The 13,795-nt window shown below is 64.5% G+C and carries 14 protein-coding genes and 2 pseudogenes; 9 read left to right on the top strand and 7 right to left on the bottom strand.

Translation table 11 applies throughout. The features are described from left to right. Positions 1–68 precede the first annotated feature (68 nt). A complete protein-coding gene (locus PBT88_RS15365; RefSeq protein ID WP_270076196.1) occupies positions 69–2,882 on the bottom strand; it encodes a TonB-dependent receptor in 2,814 nt (937 codons plus the stop codon). Between PBT88_RS15365 and PBT88_RS15360 the strand changes: the two genes are divergently transcribed. Together PBT88_RS15360 and PBT88_RS15355 are read left to right on the top strand one after the other, a co-directional pair. Continuing rightward, complete coding sequence (locus tag PBT88_RS15360; protein ID WP_270076195.1) at positions 2,842–3,240, top strand: hypothetical protein; 399 nt, start codon at positions 2,842–2,844, stop codon at positions 3,238–3,240. The genes PBT88_RS15365 and PBT88_RS15360 overlap by 41 nt on opposite strands. A gap of 438 nt (positions 3,241–3,678) precedes the next feature. Continuing rightward, complete coding sequence (locus PBT88_RS15355; protein WP_270076194.1) at positions 3,679–5,976, top strand: WD40/YVTN/BNR-like repeat-containing protein; 2,298 nt, start codon at positions 3,679–3,681, stop codon at positions 5,974–5,976. Between the two features lie 32 nt (positions 5,977–6,008). Here the strand turns inward: PBT88_RS15355 and PBT88_RS15350 are convergent, their stop codons facing one another. The 4 genes from PBT88_RS15350 to PBT88_RS15335 all read right to left on the bottom strand — a co-directional run bounded on the left by PBT88_RS15350 (position 6,009) and on the right by PBT88_RS15335 (position 7,013). Continuing rightward, positions 6,009–6,197, bottom strand: a complete 189-nt coding sequence (locus PBT88_RS15350) for a DUF3606 domain-containing protein (RefSeq protein WP_270076193.1) — start codon at positions 6,195–6,197, stop codon at positions 6,009–6,011. Between the two features lie 78 nt (positions 6,198–6,275). Further along, positions 6,276–6,491: a hypothetical protein gene (locus PBT88_RS15345; protein ID WP_270076192.1), complete on the bottom strand. Its 216-nt coding sequence runs from the start codon at positions 6,489–6,491 to the stop codon at positions 6,276–6,278. 83 nt (positions 6,492–6,574) lie between these two features. Continuing rightward, on the bottom strand, positions 6,575–6,781 hold the full coding sequence (locus PBT88_RS15340; RefSeq protein WP_270076191.1) for a hypothetical protein: 207 nt from the start codon (positions 6,779–6,781) through the stop codon (positions 6,575–6,577). 13 nt (positions 6,782–6,794) lie between these two features. After that, a complete protein-coding gene (locus PBT88_RS15335; protein ID WP_270076190.1) occupies positions 6,795–7,013 on the bottom strand; it encodes a hypothetical protein in 219 nt (72 codons plus the stop codon). A gap of 127 nt (positions 7,014–7,140) precedes the next feature. Between PBT88_RS15335 and PBT88_RS15330 the strand changes: the two genes are divergently transcribed. From PBT88_RS15330 to PBT88_RS21240, 6 genes and pseudogenes are all read left to right on the top strand, one after another. Beyond that, positions 7,141–7,416, top strand: a complete 276-nt coding sequence (locus tag PBT88_RS15330) for a GNAT family N-acetyltransferase (RefSeq protein ID WP_270076189.1) — start codon at positions 7,141–7,143, stop codon at positions 7,414–7,416. Beyond that, a complete protein-coding gene (locus PBT88_RS15325; protein ID WP_270076188.1) occupies positions 7,343–7,888 on the top strand; it encodes an NUDIX domain-containing protein in 546 nt (181 codons plus the stop codon). The genes PBT88_RS15330 and PBT88_RS15325 overlap by 74 nt, the downstream gene beginning before the upstream one ends. After that, entirely contained in the window at positions 7,885–8,490 is a 606-nt protein-coding gene (locus tag PBT88_RS15320; RefSeq protein ID WP_270076187.1) for a DNA-3-methyladenine glycosylase, read from the top strand. The genes PBT88_RS15325 and PBT88_RS15320 overlap by 4 nt, the downstream gene beginning before the upstream one ends. Before the next feature lie 345 nt (positions 8,491–8,835). Further along, positions 8,836–10,220, top strand: a pseudogene (locus PBT88_RS15315) (OB-fold nucleic acid binding domain-containing protein); the annotation flags it as partial. 3 nt (positions 10,221–10,223) lie between these two features. Continuing rightward, positions 10,224–10,511, top strand: a complete 288-nt coding sequence (locus tag PBT88_RS15310) for a hypothetical protein (RefSeq protein WP_270076186.1) — start codon at positions 10,224–10,226, stop codon at positions 10,509–10,511. A 71-nt stretch (positions 10,512–10,582) separates the two neighbouring features. Beyond that, positions 10,583–10,858 (top strand): annotated as a pseudogene (locus PBT88_RS21240) (hypothetical protein); the annotation flags it as partial. 908 nt (positions 10,859–11,766) lie between these two features. Here PBT88_RS21240 and PBT88_RS21235 read toward each other — a convergent pair. Next, on the bottom strand, positions 11,767–12,072 hold the full coding sequence (locus tag PBT88_RS21235; protein WP_407696465.1) for a Gfo/Idh/MocA family oxidoreductase: 306 nt from the start codon (positions 12,070–12,072) through the stop codon (positions 11,767–11,769). 117 nt (positions 12,073–12,189) lie between these two features. Between PBT88_RS21235 and PBT88_RS15300 the strand changes: the two genes are divergently transcribed. Further along, positions 12,190–13,098: a LysR family transcriptional regulator gene (locus tag PBT88_RS15300; RefSeq protein ID WP_270076184.1), complete on the top strand. Its 909-nt coding sequence runs from the start codon at positions 12,190–12,192 to the stop codon at positions 13,096–13,098. Between the two features lie 146 nt (positions 13,099–13,244). Here PBT88_RS15300 and PBT88_RS15295 read toward each other — a convergent pair whose 3' ends face one another. Beyond that, positions 13,245–13,463, bottom strand: coding sequence for a hypothetical protein (locus PBT88_RS15295; protein WP_270076183.1), 219 nt, complete (start codon positions 13,461–13,463; stop codon positions 13,245–13,247). Positions 13,464–13,795: the final 332 nt, after the last annotated feature.

The raw sequence follows: 13,795 nt of genomic DNA, 5'->3' as shown, positions 1-13,795 counted from the left end.
ACCGTCTTCGCGAGATGCTGTTGGAGAGGGGCGACCATCCGGCGGACGGCCGCTCCTCTCCGATCGGCTTAGAAGGTAACGCGCATCGACGCGGTGTAGCGCCGGTCGCTGACGAACCACGCACGCCCCATCAGGCCGGTCGACTGCTTCATGAGCACACGGTTCTGCGCGTTGTTGAGATTCTGGGCCTCGATCCCGAACGAAACCTTGTCATTCATGAACTTGAAGAAGATCGAGCCATCGAGCTGGCCATAAGAGGCGTTGTAGGTCGGCAGACCCCAGACCACGCAGTGATCGGCGGCGGTGGAAGCCCCGCACTGGACCCCACCCGCGGTGAGCGGCGTACCGTCCGACCCTTGCGTGCCGTTGACGTTGGTGGCCAGCAGATAGCGGCTCCGCCAGTTATAGGCCAAGCGGGCGGACAGGATGCCCTTCTCGTAATAGCCGGTCACGTTGTAGCTGTATTTGGACAGGCCCTCGAGCGGCAGGCGCCCGAAGATCGCGCCGTTGGTATCGACGCCGTTGGCCGAGACATAGGCCGCGCTGTTGGCCTGCAGGCTCGACACGTCCACCTTGGTCTTGCTGTCGACGAAGGTGAAGTTGGTGGTCACGCCAAAGCCGCTCAGCAGGCCGGGCAGGAAGGTGAAGGCCTGGTTGTAGCCGATCTCCGCGCCCTTGATGTTGGCGGTGCCGACATTCTCCGGCTGGGTGAGGTTGAAAGTCGTGCCGGCAAATTCGAACGGCACCGCGACGTTGCGGATGATGTTGTTGAGGTGCTTGTAGAAGACGGTACCGGTCAGCGAGCTGGCCTTGCCGAAATACCATTCCAGCGCGGCATCGAATTGCGTCGATGTCGTCGGCTTGAGATACGGGTTGCCCGACGCGGTCGAGGCGAAATTATAGGTGCCCGTGGTGGTGTCATAGGAGGCCGACAGCGGCGTGTAGGCCTGGAGCTGGGTGAAATCCGGGCGGGTCATCGCGCGCGCCGCGGCGAAACGCGCCTGGAGCTTCGGCGTCAGCTTGTAGAGCAGGTTCAGGCTCGGCAGGAAGTAATGATATTTGTTCTTGGCGTTGATCGCTTCGGACACGCCGGTGAACACCGGCCCGCCGGCGGGCGCACCGCTGATCGGCGCCGGCTGGACGATGAAGCCGCTCGCGTTGGATGTCGTCTGGACCCAGCGCAGGCCGAGATTGCCGCTGAGCGGCAGGCCGCTGCCGTCGAAATCGAATTTCAGCAGGCCGTAGAGCGCGTAATTCTTCTCGCGCTGGATATTGGTCTGCGCATCGCCGAACTGGGCCAGCGCGAAGGTGGGGCAGTCGGATGCCGGGCTGATTTCCTCGCACAGCTGCGTGGTGAGATCGTGCAGCGCGTAATAGGTGTCCGGATAGCCGGTCGCTTGCGAGGTCGCCGGGAAGATGACGTTGAGGGGCACGTTCGCCCCGCCATGGTAGAAATTGCTGCCGAAGCCGAAATTCTGGCTGGCGAGCGGGAATTCGGACAGCATGGCGAGGCGCGGGATGACGCCCGGCACCTGCCAAGTCTGGCTGACCGCCTGCCAGTTATAGGGCGATGCCTTGTTGTCGGCATGGGTGCTTGTCATGCGACCGCCGAAGCGGAAGCTCTTCAGGAAGCCACCGGTATCGAGATCATAATCGAGATCGGCGCGATAGGCCCATTCGTTAGCGACATTATGCTGGCGCTCGTCCATCGTGAACGCCCAATAATAGTTGGACGCATTGGCGAGATAGGCGGGATCGACCGAGACGCTCGGCACATTCTTGGTCAGATCGACCGTCTCGCTCGGCAGGTTGACGCCGGTGGCGACGGTGGAATCGAAGCTGCTGTTGGTGGCGTGGACATGCTGCACATCCGCTCGCAGCGTCAGCCGCTCGGTCGGGTGCCACTTGATCGACCCGGAAATGTCGGTCGTGACCGATTTCTGGTCGGCGCTGCGCACGTCGTCGCTGAACGGCATCCCGCCATCGCTGGCATTGGTGTCGGTCTCGGTGCCCTTCTGGAACACGCCATTGTCGTCGAACTGGAACTGGGTGCCGGCGGCCGGCTGGATGTTATAGGCATTGGTCTGCGCGAAGATCGCATGTTCGTCCCAATGGAATTTGTAGCGCGACTGGAACACCGTCGCGACGATTTCCAGATTGTCGGCCGGCTTCCACTGGAGCGCGCCATAAGCGCCGAAGCGCTTGCGCGTGAAGTCGAGCTGGCGCCAGTCGATGCCCTTGGGGATGTAGACCGTCTCGCCGGACACGAGATCGGTGCGCGGATAATAAGGCTCGACCTGCACGCCGTCGGTGCGCGTGGCGCTGACCGAATAGGCGACGTCGGCCAATATGCCGATCTCGCCGATCGGCGTCTGCCAATGGTTGCTATAGAGCGCGGAGAAGGACGGCTCCAGTTCCTTGCGGAGATCGCCCAGCGAACCGGACGCCGACACGCTGATCACCTGGCCCTTGGAATCGAACGGCAGGCGGGTCCGCAGGTTGACGAGGCCACCAATGCCACCCTCGATCAGGTCAGCGGAAGGATTTTTGTAGACATCGACACCGGACAGCAGCTCCGGCGGGACATCCTCGAAGCTCAATGTGCGGCCGCCATTGGCGCTGAACGCATCGCGTCCGTTGAGCTCGGAGCGCACGAAGGTGAGGCCGCGGATATTCACGCCCGATCCCTCGACCGAGAAGTGATCGGGGTCTGATCGCGAGATGAAGTGGTCGATGGTGACGCCAGTGATCCGCTGCAACGTCTCGGTCACGCTGCGATCGGGCAGCTTGCCGATATCGTCGGCGGAGATGGAGTCGATGATCTGGTCGGCGTTGCGCTTGATGCTGATCGCGTTGGCGATCGACGCGCGCTGGCCGGTCACGACGATTTCCTTGATCGCCTGCTTGTCTGGCGTTGATTCCTTGGTCCCCGCCGGCGTCGCGGTGTCGCCGTTCGCGGCGGGCGCTGCCGCGGATGCCGTATCGGTCTGGTTATTGGTGACGGCCGGGTCCATGGCGGACTGCGCCAATGCCGGTGTGGACAAGTTAGCCAGTGTCAGCACGGCAGCAGATACGCTGGCGCACAAAGTCACCCTTCGCCGCGAGCGAATATTCGCCGCGGGCATCGCAAAACCGGCATTCATTTCAGTTCCCCCTCCTCAGTCGCGCGTCTGCGCTATACGCCCCGATAGCCCCGCTTATTATATGGTAGCGGTATCATTCGGACTCGTCGCGCATTAACGTTTTCGTTTGTGCGCTATATACTCGGTAACATCATAGAAATACGTCGGCAACGCCATATTTTCTGCAAAGCTGAGGGGTGAACGGCTGATGGTGCAAGTGCGGCCATGACCAAGATCGCCAATTCAGCCAGTTCAAGGCGTCCAGCCTTCATCCGTCCCCTATATCGTCCCGCATATTCGCACTTGCAGCAAGTCGGCGATCGCGTGTTACCGATACCATATCTTTCTATTTTGCGTTCTTCGCAATACAGATTCGCCGGCAGTATGTTTTTAGGTGGCAGAATCGGTCGATCGCTGCCTTGACGCATGAGCCGTGCTTGGTGGGCGACCATTTCCCTCCTCGTCTGCTCGCGTTATCGTGAGACCGGGGGGCGGACTTCATCCGAGGCGACACCCACAGAAATAGCGGCGACGTCGAAGACGCGGGGAGGGGCGCATGGCTGCACATGTCTGGCGGAGGATCGGCATCGCCTTATCCGTCGCGGTCGCGATGCTGCCAGCGGGCTTGTCGGCGCGACCGGCGGTTAAGCCCATCCCGTATCGATGGCAGAATGTGGCGGTGGGCGGTGGTGGCTTCGCGCCCGGCATCGTGTTCAGCCCGGTTCAGCGCGGTCTTGCCTATCTTCGAACCGATATGGGTGGCGCCTATCGTTGGGATTCGGGAAACGGGCGCTGGGCGCCGCTGGAGGACGACCAAGGCGTCGCCAGCTATATGGGGGTCGAGAGTATCGCGGCCGATCCGATCGACGCGAATATTGTCTATCTGGCGGCAGGCATGAGCAAGGATCTGCCTGCCGCGATCTTCCGCTCGGCCGATCGTGGCGCGCACTGGCGGATCGTGCCGGTTCCCTTCGCGATGGGGGGCAATGAGGATGGGCGGGGCCTCGGCGAGCGATTGGCGATCGATCCGCAGCGGCACGCAACATTGCTGTTCGGTTCGCGGCACGATGGCTTGTGGCGTAGCGACGATTCGGGCGCACACTGGGCGCAGGTGGCGGGATTTCCGCGGCCCGGCCTCGGGGTGCCCGCTGGACGACGGGCGACGCATGGCGGCCTGTCTTTCGTCTTGTTCGATCCGCACCATTTCGCGCGCCTGTTTGTGGGCAGCGCCGATCCCGGCGGTGTGCATCTGTTCAGATCGGACGATGGCGGCGCACGCTGGAGGGGGATCGAGGGTGGTCCCGATAATGGCCTCCTCCCGGTCAAGGCCGTGGTCGGCAGCGACGGCGTGCTGACGATCACCTATTGCGACGCGATCGGCCCCAATGGGATCACGCGCGGCGCGGTATGGCGCTATGATCCGGCGGCAGGCCAATGGACCGACATCACCCCGCTGCGTGGCGCCGACACCCCACCGGGCGGTTATATGGGGGTAGCCGTTTCCGTCCAGGATCCGCGGGTCATCGCGGTCAGTACAGTCGATCGCGGCCGGCCGGTGGACACGGTCTGGCGCTCAACCGATGCGGGGCGCCATTGGGATGAACTCTGGCAGCGCAGCAAGCGGGACGTGCGGGCAACCCCCTTCCTCAATCTCGATGGCCAAGCCAATTTTGGCCACTGGATCGCCGGCCTCGCAATCGATCCTTTCGATCCAGGGCACGCCGCTTATGTGACGGGTGCCACCGTCTATGCCACCACCGGGTTCGATCGTCCGGGAACGATGCTCTGGACTCCGTGGACGGAGGGCATCGAGCAGACCGCGATCATCACGCTGGTCAGCCCCACCGGCGGCGTCCCGCTGGTTTCGGGATTGGGCGACATCGCAGGTTTCCGGCATGATGATCTGGCGATTTCGCCTGCCCATCTGCATCTCGATCCGTATCTGACCAACACCAACACGCTCGATTATGCAGGGCGTGCGCCCGCGATCATGGTGCGTAGCGGCAGCACGCACACACGGATCGTTCCCGGCGCGTCGCTCGCATGGTCGTGGGATGGCGGCGAACGCTGGTCGCCAATCGCTCTGCCGCCATCTTCGCCGCGCGCCGACGGCAGCGTCCCACCTGAAGCCACCGGTGATGCCGCGATCACTGTTTCGGCCGATGGCCGGAATTTCGTCGTCGAGACCGACCGGCCTTTGTTGAGTCGCGACCAAGGCCATAGCTGGCAGCCGGTAGAGGGCCTGCCATCGCGGGTTCGCGTGACCGCGGACAAGGTCGATGCTCGCCGTTTCTACGCGATCGACTTTGCGGCCCATCACCTCGTCCGCAGCGAGGATGGCGGCGCACATTTTCAACCGACCGCAGGGTTGGGCTTGCCGCGGACGCTGTCCGCCGCTGCCGTTACCTGGCGCGAGGCTCAAAATCCTCTGCTCGCCACGCCCGATTGTCCGGGATTGCTGTGGCTGAACGTGGGTGGGGATCTCTACCGGTCGGCCGATGCGGGCGATCGTTGGACACGTGTTGGGCAGGGACTTTCGGTCGCCTATTACGGCCTGGGAAAAGGGGCGCGGGGGCAAGGTTGGCCGGCCGTGTTCGCCATTGGGCGCCGGCAGGGCCTTTTCGCCGTGTGGCGGTCTGTCGATGGGGGCGGGACGTGGCGCCGCATCAACGATCACGGGCACCAGTGGGGCGCGCGCTTTCGCGTCATTTCCGGCGATCCGCGGCGTTATGGGCGGGTTTATATCGGTACAGACGGGCGTGGGATTGTCTACGGGGATCCCGAAAGAGGCACGGAGATACAGCGTGAAATACGACGGAACCGTGCTCGATTGCGAGATTCCGGGAAGTATTAAACTCAAAAGTTGTCTTGCTCATGGCCACCTTCTCAGGAGCTGGAGCCTCCGACAAACCCGGCGTGGTTCACTTCGGCACTGACGCCGACGGTCTTAACGGCCGCTTCCAACTCCGCCTTTCCGACTCCGAATTTCTTCGTCCAGTAGGCGACCTCGTAATCCTCGTGGATATTGACCCTTGAGGCATCCTGGGGGCCTCGGTTCGACTCGTCGTCAGACATGTTCCGTCTCCTCGGTTGATCAACCCTCGAGATTCCAGCGAGTTCATTGCGGCAATGCGCTCGGCCGCCCCTGCGCCTTCAGCCCGGAAGATGCTTGGCCAGTTCGCCGATCGCCTCGCCCGTAAAGATGGCCGTCGGCACGCCCTGAAGCTGGATCGGATGTTCCGTGCTGAGGCGAGCATGGATTCGATGCTCGGGGTCCAGTCCAAGCCATGCCCGAACCGCGCCTTCCAGGCTCGTCACCTCGGCCAGATCGTTATCGCCCCGTGGTACATTCTCCAAGGCGGCGCTCATGCTCCACTCGATCGGGCTCCGTCCGCTGGTGTCGTTCGATGCTCCGTCGCTCATCATTCGCCCTCTCTCGACCATAGTGAGGCTCAAGCGTCGCGGCGGTGTCGGAGTTCCTGCGGCACAGACTGGATCAGCCGGACCATCGCTCCAGTCGCCAGCAATATGCCTGCGACGAGCGTCCCGATCGCAGCCACGCCCAAGGGGGTGACCTCGACCTCGGCGCTCAATCCGACCGATCGGCCCGCGCGGATTTCAAATCGGGCGCGCGAGCTGCCGGTCTTTACATCCGGCATTCTCTCGCTCGTGTCAGTTGACATGATGGGCCGCGACATAGGCTTCGTCCGGCGTCGCTCGTGCGGAGATGGCGTTCGTCGCCAGATAATCGGCGAGGCGAGCCCTGAGACCGGCTGCGTCTGCCGGCGACCAGAGCTGCCCATCGATCACCGAGAAAAGTTCGGCGAGCCGATGGATCGGAACGAACACATTATGTTCTTGGATTTCGTCTGCTGCGCCGCTGGGCTTCATGGATCGGCCTCCAAAATGACCTTAGCAGACGGTTCGTCCGCCGGGGAGTTCCGCATTGCTGTCCGCGTCTGTGCGTTCGGGGCTCGAACCCCAGGTCGGACGTTGGTCCGATGCAAGGAGGATCCCGATGACAGAGACGGTAACCAACGACCCGCACAAGCATCGCTACGAACTTGAAGTCGGCGGTGAACTCGCCATCGCGGCCTATGAGAAGCGCGGCGATACGGTCGTCTTCATCCACACCGAGGTTCCCCGCGCACTGGAAGGGAAGGGGGTCGGATCGCGGCTGATCGCGGGTGCGCTCGATGACGTGCGCAGGGAGGGGTTGCATGTCGTCGCCCAGTGCAGCTTTGTCGCTGCCTATCTGCGCCATCATCCCGAACAGCAGGATCTGGTGGCCTGAGGCCGAACCCATGACGCCCCGAAGCGCCGGCATTCTCCTGTTTCGACGTGATCGAGGACGAACCGAGGTTCTGCTCGTCCATCCAGGCGGCCCCTTCTATCGCAACAAGGAGGCGGGTGTCTGGCAAATTCCGAAAGGGCTGATCGAGCCGGGCGAGGATGCCGTTCGGGCAGCCAGGCGAGAAACCGGGGAGGAACTCGGGATCGCAATCGACGATGCGCCGTGGCCGCTTGCGACCATCAAGCAGAAGGGCGGCAAGATCGTCGAGGCCTTCGCGCTCGAGCAGGTCATCGATGCGGATGCTGTCGTGAGCAACCGGTTCGAGATCGAGTGGCCGCCAAGAAGCGGCCGTCGTGAATCTTTCCCGGAAGTGGATCGGGCGGCCTGGTATGATTGGGACGCGGCAGAGGCGATGATGCTGGCGAGCCAACGCCCTCTGCTCGATGCGCTGAGGCGGGTGATCGGCGAATGAGCAGCGCTCTCGTACCGGCTTTCTTCGCTCGCGACGTCGCGGCGGTCGCGCGCGAGCTCATCGGAGCCTCGCTGCTGGTCGACGGCATCGGCGGGATCATCGTCGAAACCGAAGCCTATGATCAGCTCGATCCGGCGTCGCATAGCTTTCGCAGGCCCACCAGCCGCAATGCGGCGATGTTCGGGCCTCCTGGTCGGGCCTATATCTATCGCAGCTACGGGCTCCATTGGTGTCTCAATTTCGTCTGTGGGGCCGAGGGCACCGGGAGTGCCGTGCTGATCCGCGCGCTCGAACCGTGCGTGGGGCTGGAGATCATGGCCGCGCGACGAGGGATCGAGGATGTCCGGCGGCTGTGTGCAGGCCCCGGACGACTGACCCAGGCGCTTGGGATCGACATGAGCTTGAACGGCGCAGCGCTCGACGCGCCGCCCTTTCGTCTCGACCAGTCCAACGAGATCGTGCGATCGATTGTCGGACGTCGGATCGGTATCAAGCTGGCGATAGAGACACCGTGGCGGTTCGGTCTGGCAGGGTCGCCCTTCCTCAGCCGGGCTTTCCCGGACGAAAATGGTGGCCGGTCTTTCGGGGCTGCCACCAGCTAGCGGGCGTCGCCCCGGCAGATATTTTCAAGGCCACGCTGGTCCTCGTGCAAGCGCGGAATTCCGCCCTTCACGGTGGCGAAAGCGCAATCAATCCACGGGCTTATACCGACCTTTTCAACCGCGCGGGCGGTGGGGCCGCTTGACCAAGCCTCCGCTTTAACGGAACATAAAGAGAACAAGCCGAGTCTAAACGCCATCATGCCCGATATCGCCGAGTCCCTGCCGAGGAGCATAGCCGATCTTCGGACGATCGCGACTCCGGCCGTCGACTTCCGGGTCATGCCGTTCGAGCTCCCCTCGCTGGATAGCCGACTGAATGGCGGTGGCCTGCGTGCCGGCGCTCTGCACGAAGCGGCTGCGGACAATCTCGCGGCGCTGGCCGATCTCAAGGCGATTTATGGCCGGCGCGGTTATATGGCCCTGTTCCAGCGGCGCCGGCCCGACGACGCGGCCCGCATCGACGCATTGGCGAGGCAAGCAGGCGCCGCTGGCATCCGTGCGGTCGTGACCGGCGATGTGCTCTATCATGCGCCGGCCGCACGGCTGCTGCAGGATGTCGTGACCGCGGTCCGCGAGAAATGCACGGTCGATGAACTGGGCTATCGGCGCGAGGTCAATGCCGACCGCGCGCTCAAATCGCCGGCCGAAATGGTCCGGCGCTTCCGCGACTATCCGGATGCCCTGCGCGCCAGCGTCGACATTGCTGCGCTGTGCGCCTTCGATCTCGGCGAACTCGCCTATCAATACCCGCACGAGCGGCTGATCGAAGGACTGAGTGCCCAGGAGGCCCTCGAACAGATGTCGACGGAGGCGGTGGAGCGAATGTTCGACGGCGCCGTGCCGCAGGCCTATCGCGACCAGATCGCGCATGAGCTGAACCTCATCGCCGAGCTCGGCTATGCGCCCTATTTCCTCACCGTCCACGCCATCGTGCGCGAGGCGCGCCGCCGCGGCATTCTCTGCCAGGGGCGTGGCTCGGCCGCCAACAGCTGCGTCTGCTTCGTGCTCGGCGTCACCTCGATCGACCCGATCAAGCATGAATTGCTGTTCGAGCGCTTCGTCTCGGCGAAGCGGCACTGCCGCTATTCGCCGCCGCCGACCGGGCGGCGGCGGCGGTGAGCGTCGAAGGCATAGAACCGGATGTCGCTTTGCGGCCGCTGACCGACGGGCGCGAGGTGATCGAGGATTATCGATCGTTGCAGCTCTCGCTGCGCGCTCATCCGCTGACCTTCGTCCGCGACGAACTGGCCCGGCGCGGCGTCGTCCGCTGCGCCGATCTCGCCACGATCCGAGACGGGCGCCATGTCGAGGTCGCCGGCATCATCCTCGTCCGCCAGAAGCCGGGATCGGCCAAGGGCATCCTGTTCATCACCATCGAGGACGAGACCGGGATCGCCAACGGCATCCTATGGCCGGACCGCTTCGAGAAACAGCGCCGTACGATCATGTCCGCCTCGATGATCGGCATGAAGGGACGGGTGCAGAAGGAAGGGGAGGTGATCCACGTCATCTGCGACCGGATCATCGATCACGGCGATCTGCTGACCCGGGTCGGCCAGATGTCCTTCCCGCATCGGACCGGGCGCGGCGATGGTGCACGGCATGCCGGCGCGCCGGACCGCGGCGACAAGGGCTGGAGCCCGGAACCGCGCAATTGCTATTGGCCGCCGCATGCCGACGGCATGGATCCCGAAGAGGCGGTCCGTTTCAAATCGCACGACTTCCACTGACCGGTGGCGCAGCTTCCCAAGCATCAGCGCGTCGTGATCGCATTGTCGATCCATATCCTGCGCAACGGCGTCACGCGCTCCTCCGACGGCTGCGTCGACGGGATCGAGGTGCGCCTGGCGCTGCGCTGCCTGCTGCACCATTGCCCCGAGCGCTGGCCGCTCGAACTCTATTGGGATGCAGCGGGGCAGCAGAACGAGATCGGTCGCGCACAGGGGGTAACGGCCGCCTTCAACGGTATCGTCCGCCAGCTGCGCCGCGCCGGCCGCTATGAAGAGGGGACGCCGCCCTGACGGGTGCCCGCCGCGTGCATTGCTTCGTGAGTATCCGCGGCGGTGGCAGTGGGGCGTCGCCGGTCACCACCATGACGCGCGCCGATGTCGATCGCAGCGGCTATGCCACCGCCGCCGAGGCGCTGGCGGCGATGCCGTCCAATTTCGCCGGCATGGCGACCGAACAGAGCGCGCTCTCGGGCGCGGACACGTCCGGCGCCAATGCAGTCCTCGCTACCGGCGTCGACCTGCGCGCGCTCGGTACCGATGCGACGCTCGTCCTCGTCAACGGCCGCCGCATCGCCGGGTCGGGGCTCAACGGCGACATTGGCGATATTTCGAGCATGCCCAATGTCGCGCTCGACCGGGTCGAGGTCCTGACCGACGGCGCGTCGGCGCTCTACGGCTCCGATGCCGTCGGCGGCGTCGTCAACATCCTGCTCAAGCAGCGCTATGACGGGGCCGAGACCCGCCTGCGCTTCGGCAGCGTCACCAGCGGTGGCGCCCGCGAGACCCAGCTCGGCCAGACGCTCGGCACCAACTGGACCGGCGGCGGTATCCTGGCGGCCTATGAATATTATCACCGCGGCGCGCTCGCTTCGGCCGACCGGGCCTTCGCGCGATCGGCGGACTCGACCCCGTTCGGTGGCACCGACCATCGTTACTATCTGAGCGCACCCGGCAATATCCTCGCCTTCGATCCCGTGACCGGCGCCTATGAGCCTGCTTATGCGATCCGGCCCGGCCCATCGGGCATCGCGACCACGGTCGGCGATTTCGTCGCCGGCGCGACCAATCTCGAAAATTTCCGCGAGGGCACTGATCTCACCGCGACCCAGACCCGGCACAGCGGATATGCCCGGCTCTATCAGGGCGTCGGCGACAGCGTGCACCTGGCGCTCGATGCGCGCTATTCCCGCCGCCATTATGCGGTCGCCGGCGTCGCCTCGAGCACGGTCGGCGAGATCACCGCGGCCAATCCCTATTTCGTGTCGCCCGATGGCGCGCCTTACGACCTGTTCGCCTATAGCTTCTATCCCGAGCTGGGGCCGACGCGCGACACCGGTACGGCCGAGGCGATGACCTATGGCGCATCGGCCGATGTCGATCTGGGCGCCCATTGGCAGATCCGCTCCTACGCAGGGTTCGCCCAGGAGCGCGACACGTCCCGCGCCGATCATCTCGTCGACAGCGCGTCGCTGTCGGAGGCGCTCGGCACGACGCCCGACGATCCGCTGACCCCGTTCAGCACTGCGGCCGACGGCTATTTCAATCCTTATGGCGCGGGCGGCGCCAATTCGCGCGCCATCCTCGACTTCGTCGGCAACGGCTTTACGCTCACCCATACGCGCGTCGCGACGGTCACGATGTCGATCGCCGGATCGGCGATGAGGTCCAGCCCGCTCGCATATCCCTTCGTGCCGAAGGCCTTGGCGGCCTCGTCCGCCGTATCCCGGCTGTTGGTGGCGATCGCCGCCAGCGACAGGCCCGCAAGTGCCTGAACGGCAGGGACATGCGATTCCCGGGCCCAGCCGCTGTGCGCATTCGCGCCGATGATTCCCACACGCAATTCGTCGGCCATAATCGGTCTCCTCGATGCGGCGCATCCACCGGCCGCATCCTCTGCCCACAAGCTATTGACTATTGCTGCTTGAACAATTGCCTGTAGCTTAGGATCACTTGTAACCGAGGATCGCGAATGCTCGACCGCCTGACCAGCATGGCCGCCTTCGTCAAAACGGTGGATCTCGGCTCGTTCACCGCGGCAGGCGCGGCGCTTGGGCTCTCGTCGCAAATGATCGGCAAGCATGTCGCGAGCCTGGAGGAGCGTCTCAACGCGCCGCTGCTCCGACGCAGCACGCGGCGACAGAGCCTCACCGAGGTGGGGCAGCTATTCTACGAGCGGTGCCGGATCGTCCTGAGCGAAGCGGAGGCGGCCGAGACGCTGGTCGAAGGCATGAGCGCGGCGCCGCGCGGTCGTCTGCGGGTCAACGCACCCGTGGCCTTCGGTGCGGGCGTGCTGGCGCCGGTCATCGCCGATTTTCTGGATCGCCATCCCGGGATCGAGGTCGAGCTCACGCTGACCGACCGCTATGTCGATATTGTCGACGAGGGTTATGACGCGGTGCTGCGGCTCGGGCCAATCGGCGATACCAATCTCGTCGCGCGCGAACTGGTCAGTCATGATCAGATCGCCTGCGCGTCGCCCGACTATATCGCCCGCCATGGCGCTCCCGAACGGCCAGGCGATCTCGATCGCCATGATTGCCTCGCATTCGTGAACTGGTCGGGCCTGCCCTATGCCGAATGGCGCTTTGCCAAGGATGGCGTGACGCATTCCGTCCGGATCCGCAGCCGGTTCCAGGTCAATGACGGGCGCGTCCTCGTCGCAGCGGCGATCGCCGGGCGCGGGATCATCCTGCAGCCCGTCGCGATCTTGCGGGACGCGATTGCGGACGGCCGGCTGGTTCCGGTTCTCCGTCATTACGTTCCCCCGTCGCGGCCGCTCTATCTGGTGTTCGCGCGACGCACGCCCCAGCCCCCCAAGCTGCGCGCGTTCATCGACTGCGTCGTCGCGGAGATGGGCGTGCGGTCGGGTGATCCGTGACGGCGGCTCGCTTCCAGATGCAACGGCATCCGGGCAGGATCGCGATCCCGGTGACGGTCATGCTCGGGGACTCTGTACGCGAACGCCGTCAGGCACGGCGCATCGCCGTGGCAGCGAGCCTTTCGGCGTAGGCCCCGTCGAGCGGCTCATCCGGCAACAGACGCATCCAGCAACAGACGATAGCGGAAGGCGCCGTGGATCCTATCGTTGAGCGCTCCGACATCGGTATCGGCGGCGAACGCGCGCGTCGCGATGGCCTCGGACAGGATCGACGCGATCTCTCTCCCGTCTCTCCGTTGCGATCTTCTTCGGTCAATTCCCGGCGTCGCCGCTCCAATCTGCGCCCGGCGGCCACGATGCGGCATGTCGCTGCGCCGCCGCGATCGCTTTCGCCGCCGCGGGCTTTGGATTCAGCCGGCTGGCACGGTGATGACGGACACGCACCGCGCTTTTCGGACATTTTTCAGCAATTGCGGCTGGCGATCGGCTGCTTCTGAGATCTGCCTGGTCGCCAGGTCTCGATCCAGGCCGGTTTCGGGCGGTCGGCCATGCTCGCGAGGCGCCGACGGCTCCCCGATCGCCGAAAGCGACCGGTGCGATGCACAATATCGTTTTTCCCCGTCCAATCGCGGAACTCCGGGCATTTTTGTGCGCTTGCAGCAGCGAGCATCGGCCGGCGTGCGGACGCTCGGGTGTC

Origin of the sequence: Sphingomonas abietis, from assembly GCF_027625475.1 — a bacterium.
GTDB lineage: Bacteria > Pseudomonadota > Alphaproteobacteria > Sphingomonadales > Sphingomonadaceae > Solisphingomonas > Solisphingomonas abietis.
Note: the sequence above shows the minus strand (reverse complement) of the source record. Positions and strands in the feature narration are given on the sequence as shown.

What these genes read in the sequence shown, in the direction of transcription:
- PBT88_RS15360 (WP_270076195.1), top strand. Translation starts at nt 2,842, where the DNA reads ATGCTGATCGCGTTGGCGATCGACGCGCGCTGGCCGGTCACGACGATT.
- PBT88_RS15320 (WP_270076187.1), top strand. Translation starts at nt 7,885, where the DNA reads ATGAGCAGCGCTCTCGTACCGGCTTTCTTCGCTCGCGACGTCGCGGCG.
- PBT88_RS15295 (WP_270076183.1), bottom strand. Translation starts at nt 13,463, where the DNA reads ATGCCGCATCGTGGCCGCCGGGCGCAGATTGGAGCGGCGACGCCGGGA.
- PBT88_RS15350 (WP_270076193.1), bottom strand. Translation starts at nt 6,197, where the DNA reads ATGTCTGACGACGAGTCGAACCGAGGCCCCCAGGATGCCTCAAGGGTC.
- PBT88_RS15330 (WP_270076189.1), top strand. Translation starts at nt 7,141, where the DNA reads ATGACAGAGACGGTAACCAACGACCCGCACAAGCATCGCTACGAACTT.
- PBT88_RS15340 (WP_270076191.1), bottom strand. Translation starts at nt 6,781, where the DNA reads ATGCCGGATGTAAAGACCGGCAGCTCGCGCGCCCGATTTGAAATCCGC.
- PBT88_RS15355 (WP_270076194.1), top strand. Translation starts at nt 3,679, where the DNA reads ATGGCTGCACATGTCTGGCGGAGGATCGGCATCGCCTTATCCGTCGCG.
- PBT88_RS15300 (WP_270076184.1), top strand. Translation starts at nt 12,190, where the DNA reads ATGCTCGACCGCCTGACCAGCATGGCCGCCTTCGTCAAAACGGTGGAT.
- PBT88_RS15325 (WP_270076188.1), top strand. Translation starts at nt 7,343, where the DNA reads ATGTCGTCGCCCAGTGCAGCTTTGTCGCTGCCTATCTGCGCCATCATC.
- PBT88_RS15335 (WP_270076190.1), bottom strand. Translation starts at nt 7,013, where the DNA reads ATGAAGCCCAGCGGCGCAGCAGACGAAATCCAAGAACATAATGTGTTC.
- PBT88_RS15345 (WP_270076192.1), bottom strand. Translation starts at nt 6,491, where the DNA reads ATGAGCGCCGCCTTGGAGAATGTACCACGGGGCGATAACGATCTGGCC.
- PBT88_RS21235 (WP_407696465.1), bottom strand. Translation starts at nt 12,072, where the DNA reads ATGGCCGACGAATTGCGTGTGGGAATCATCGGCGCGAATGCGCACAGC.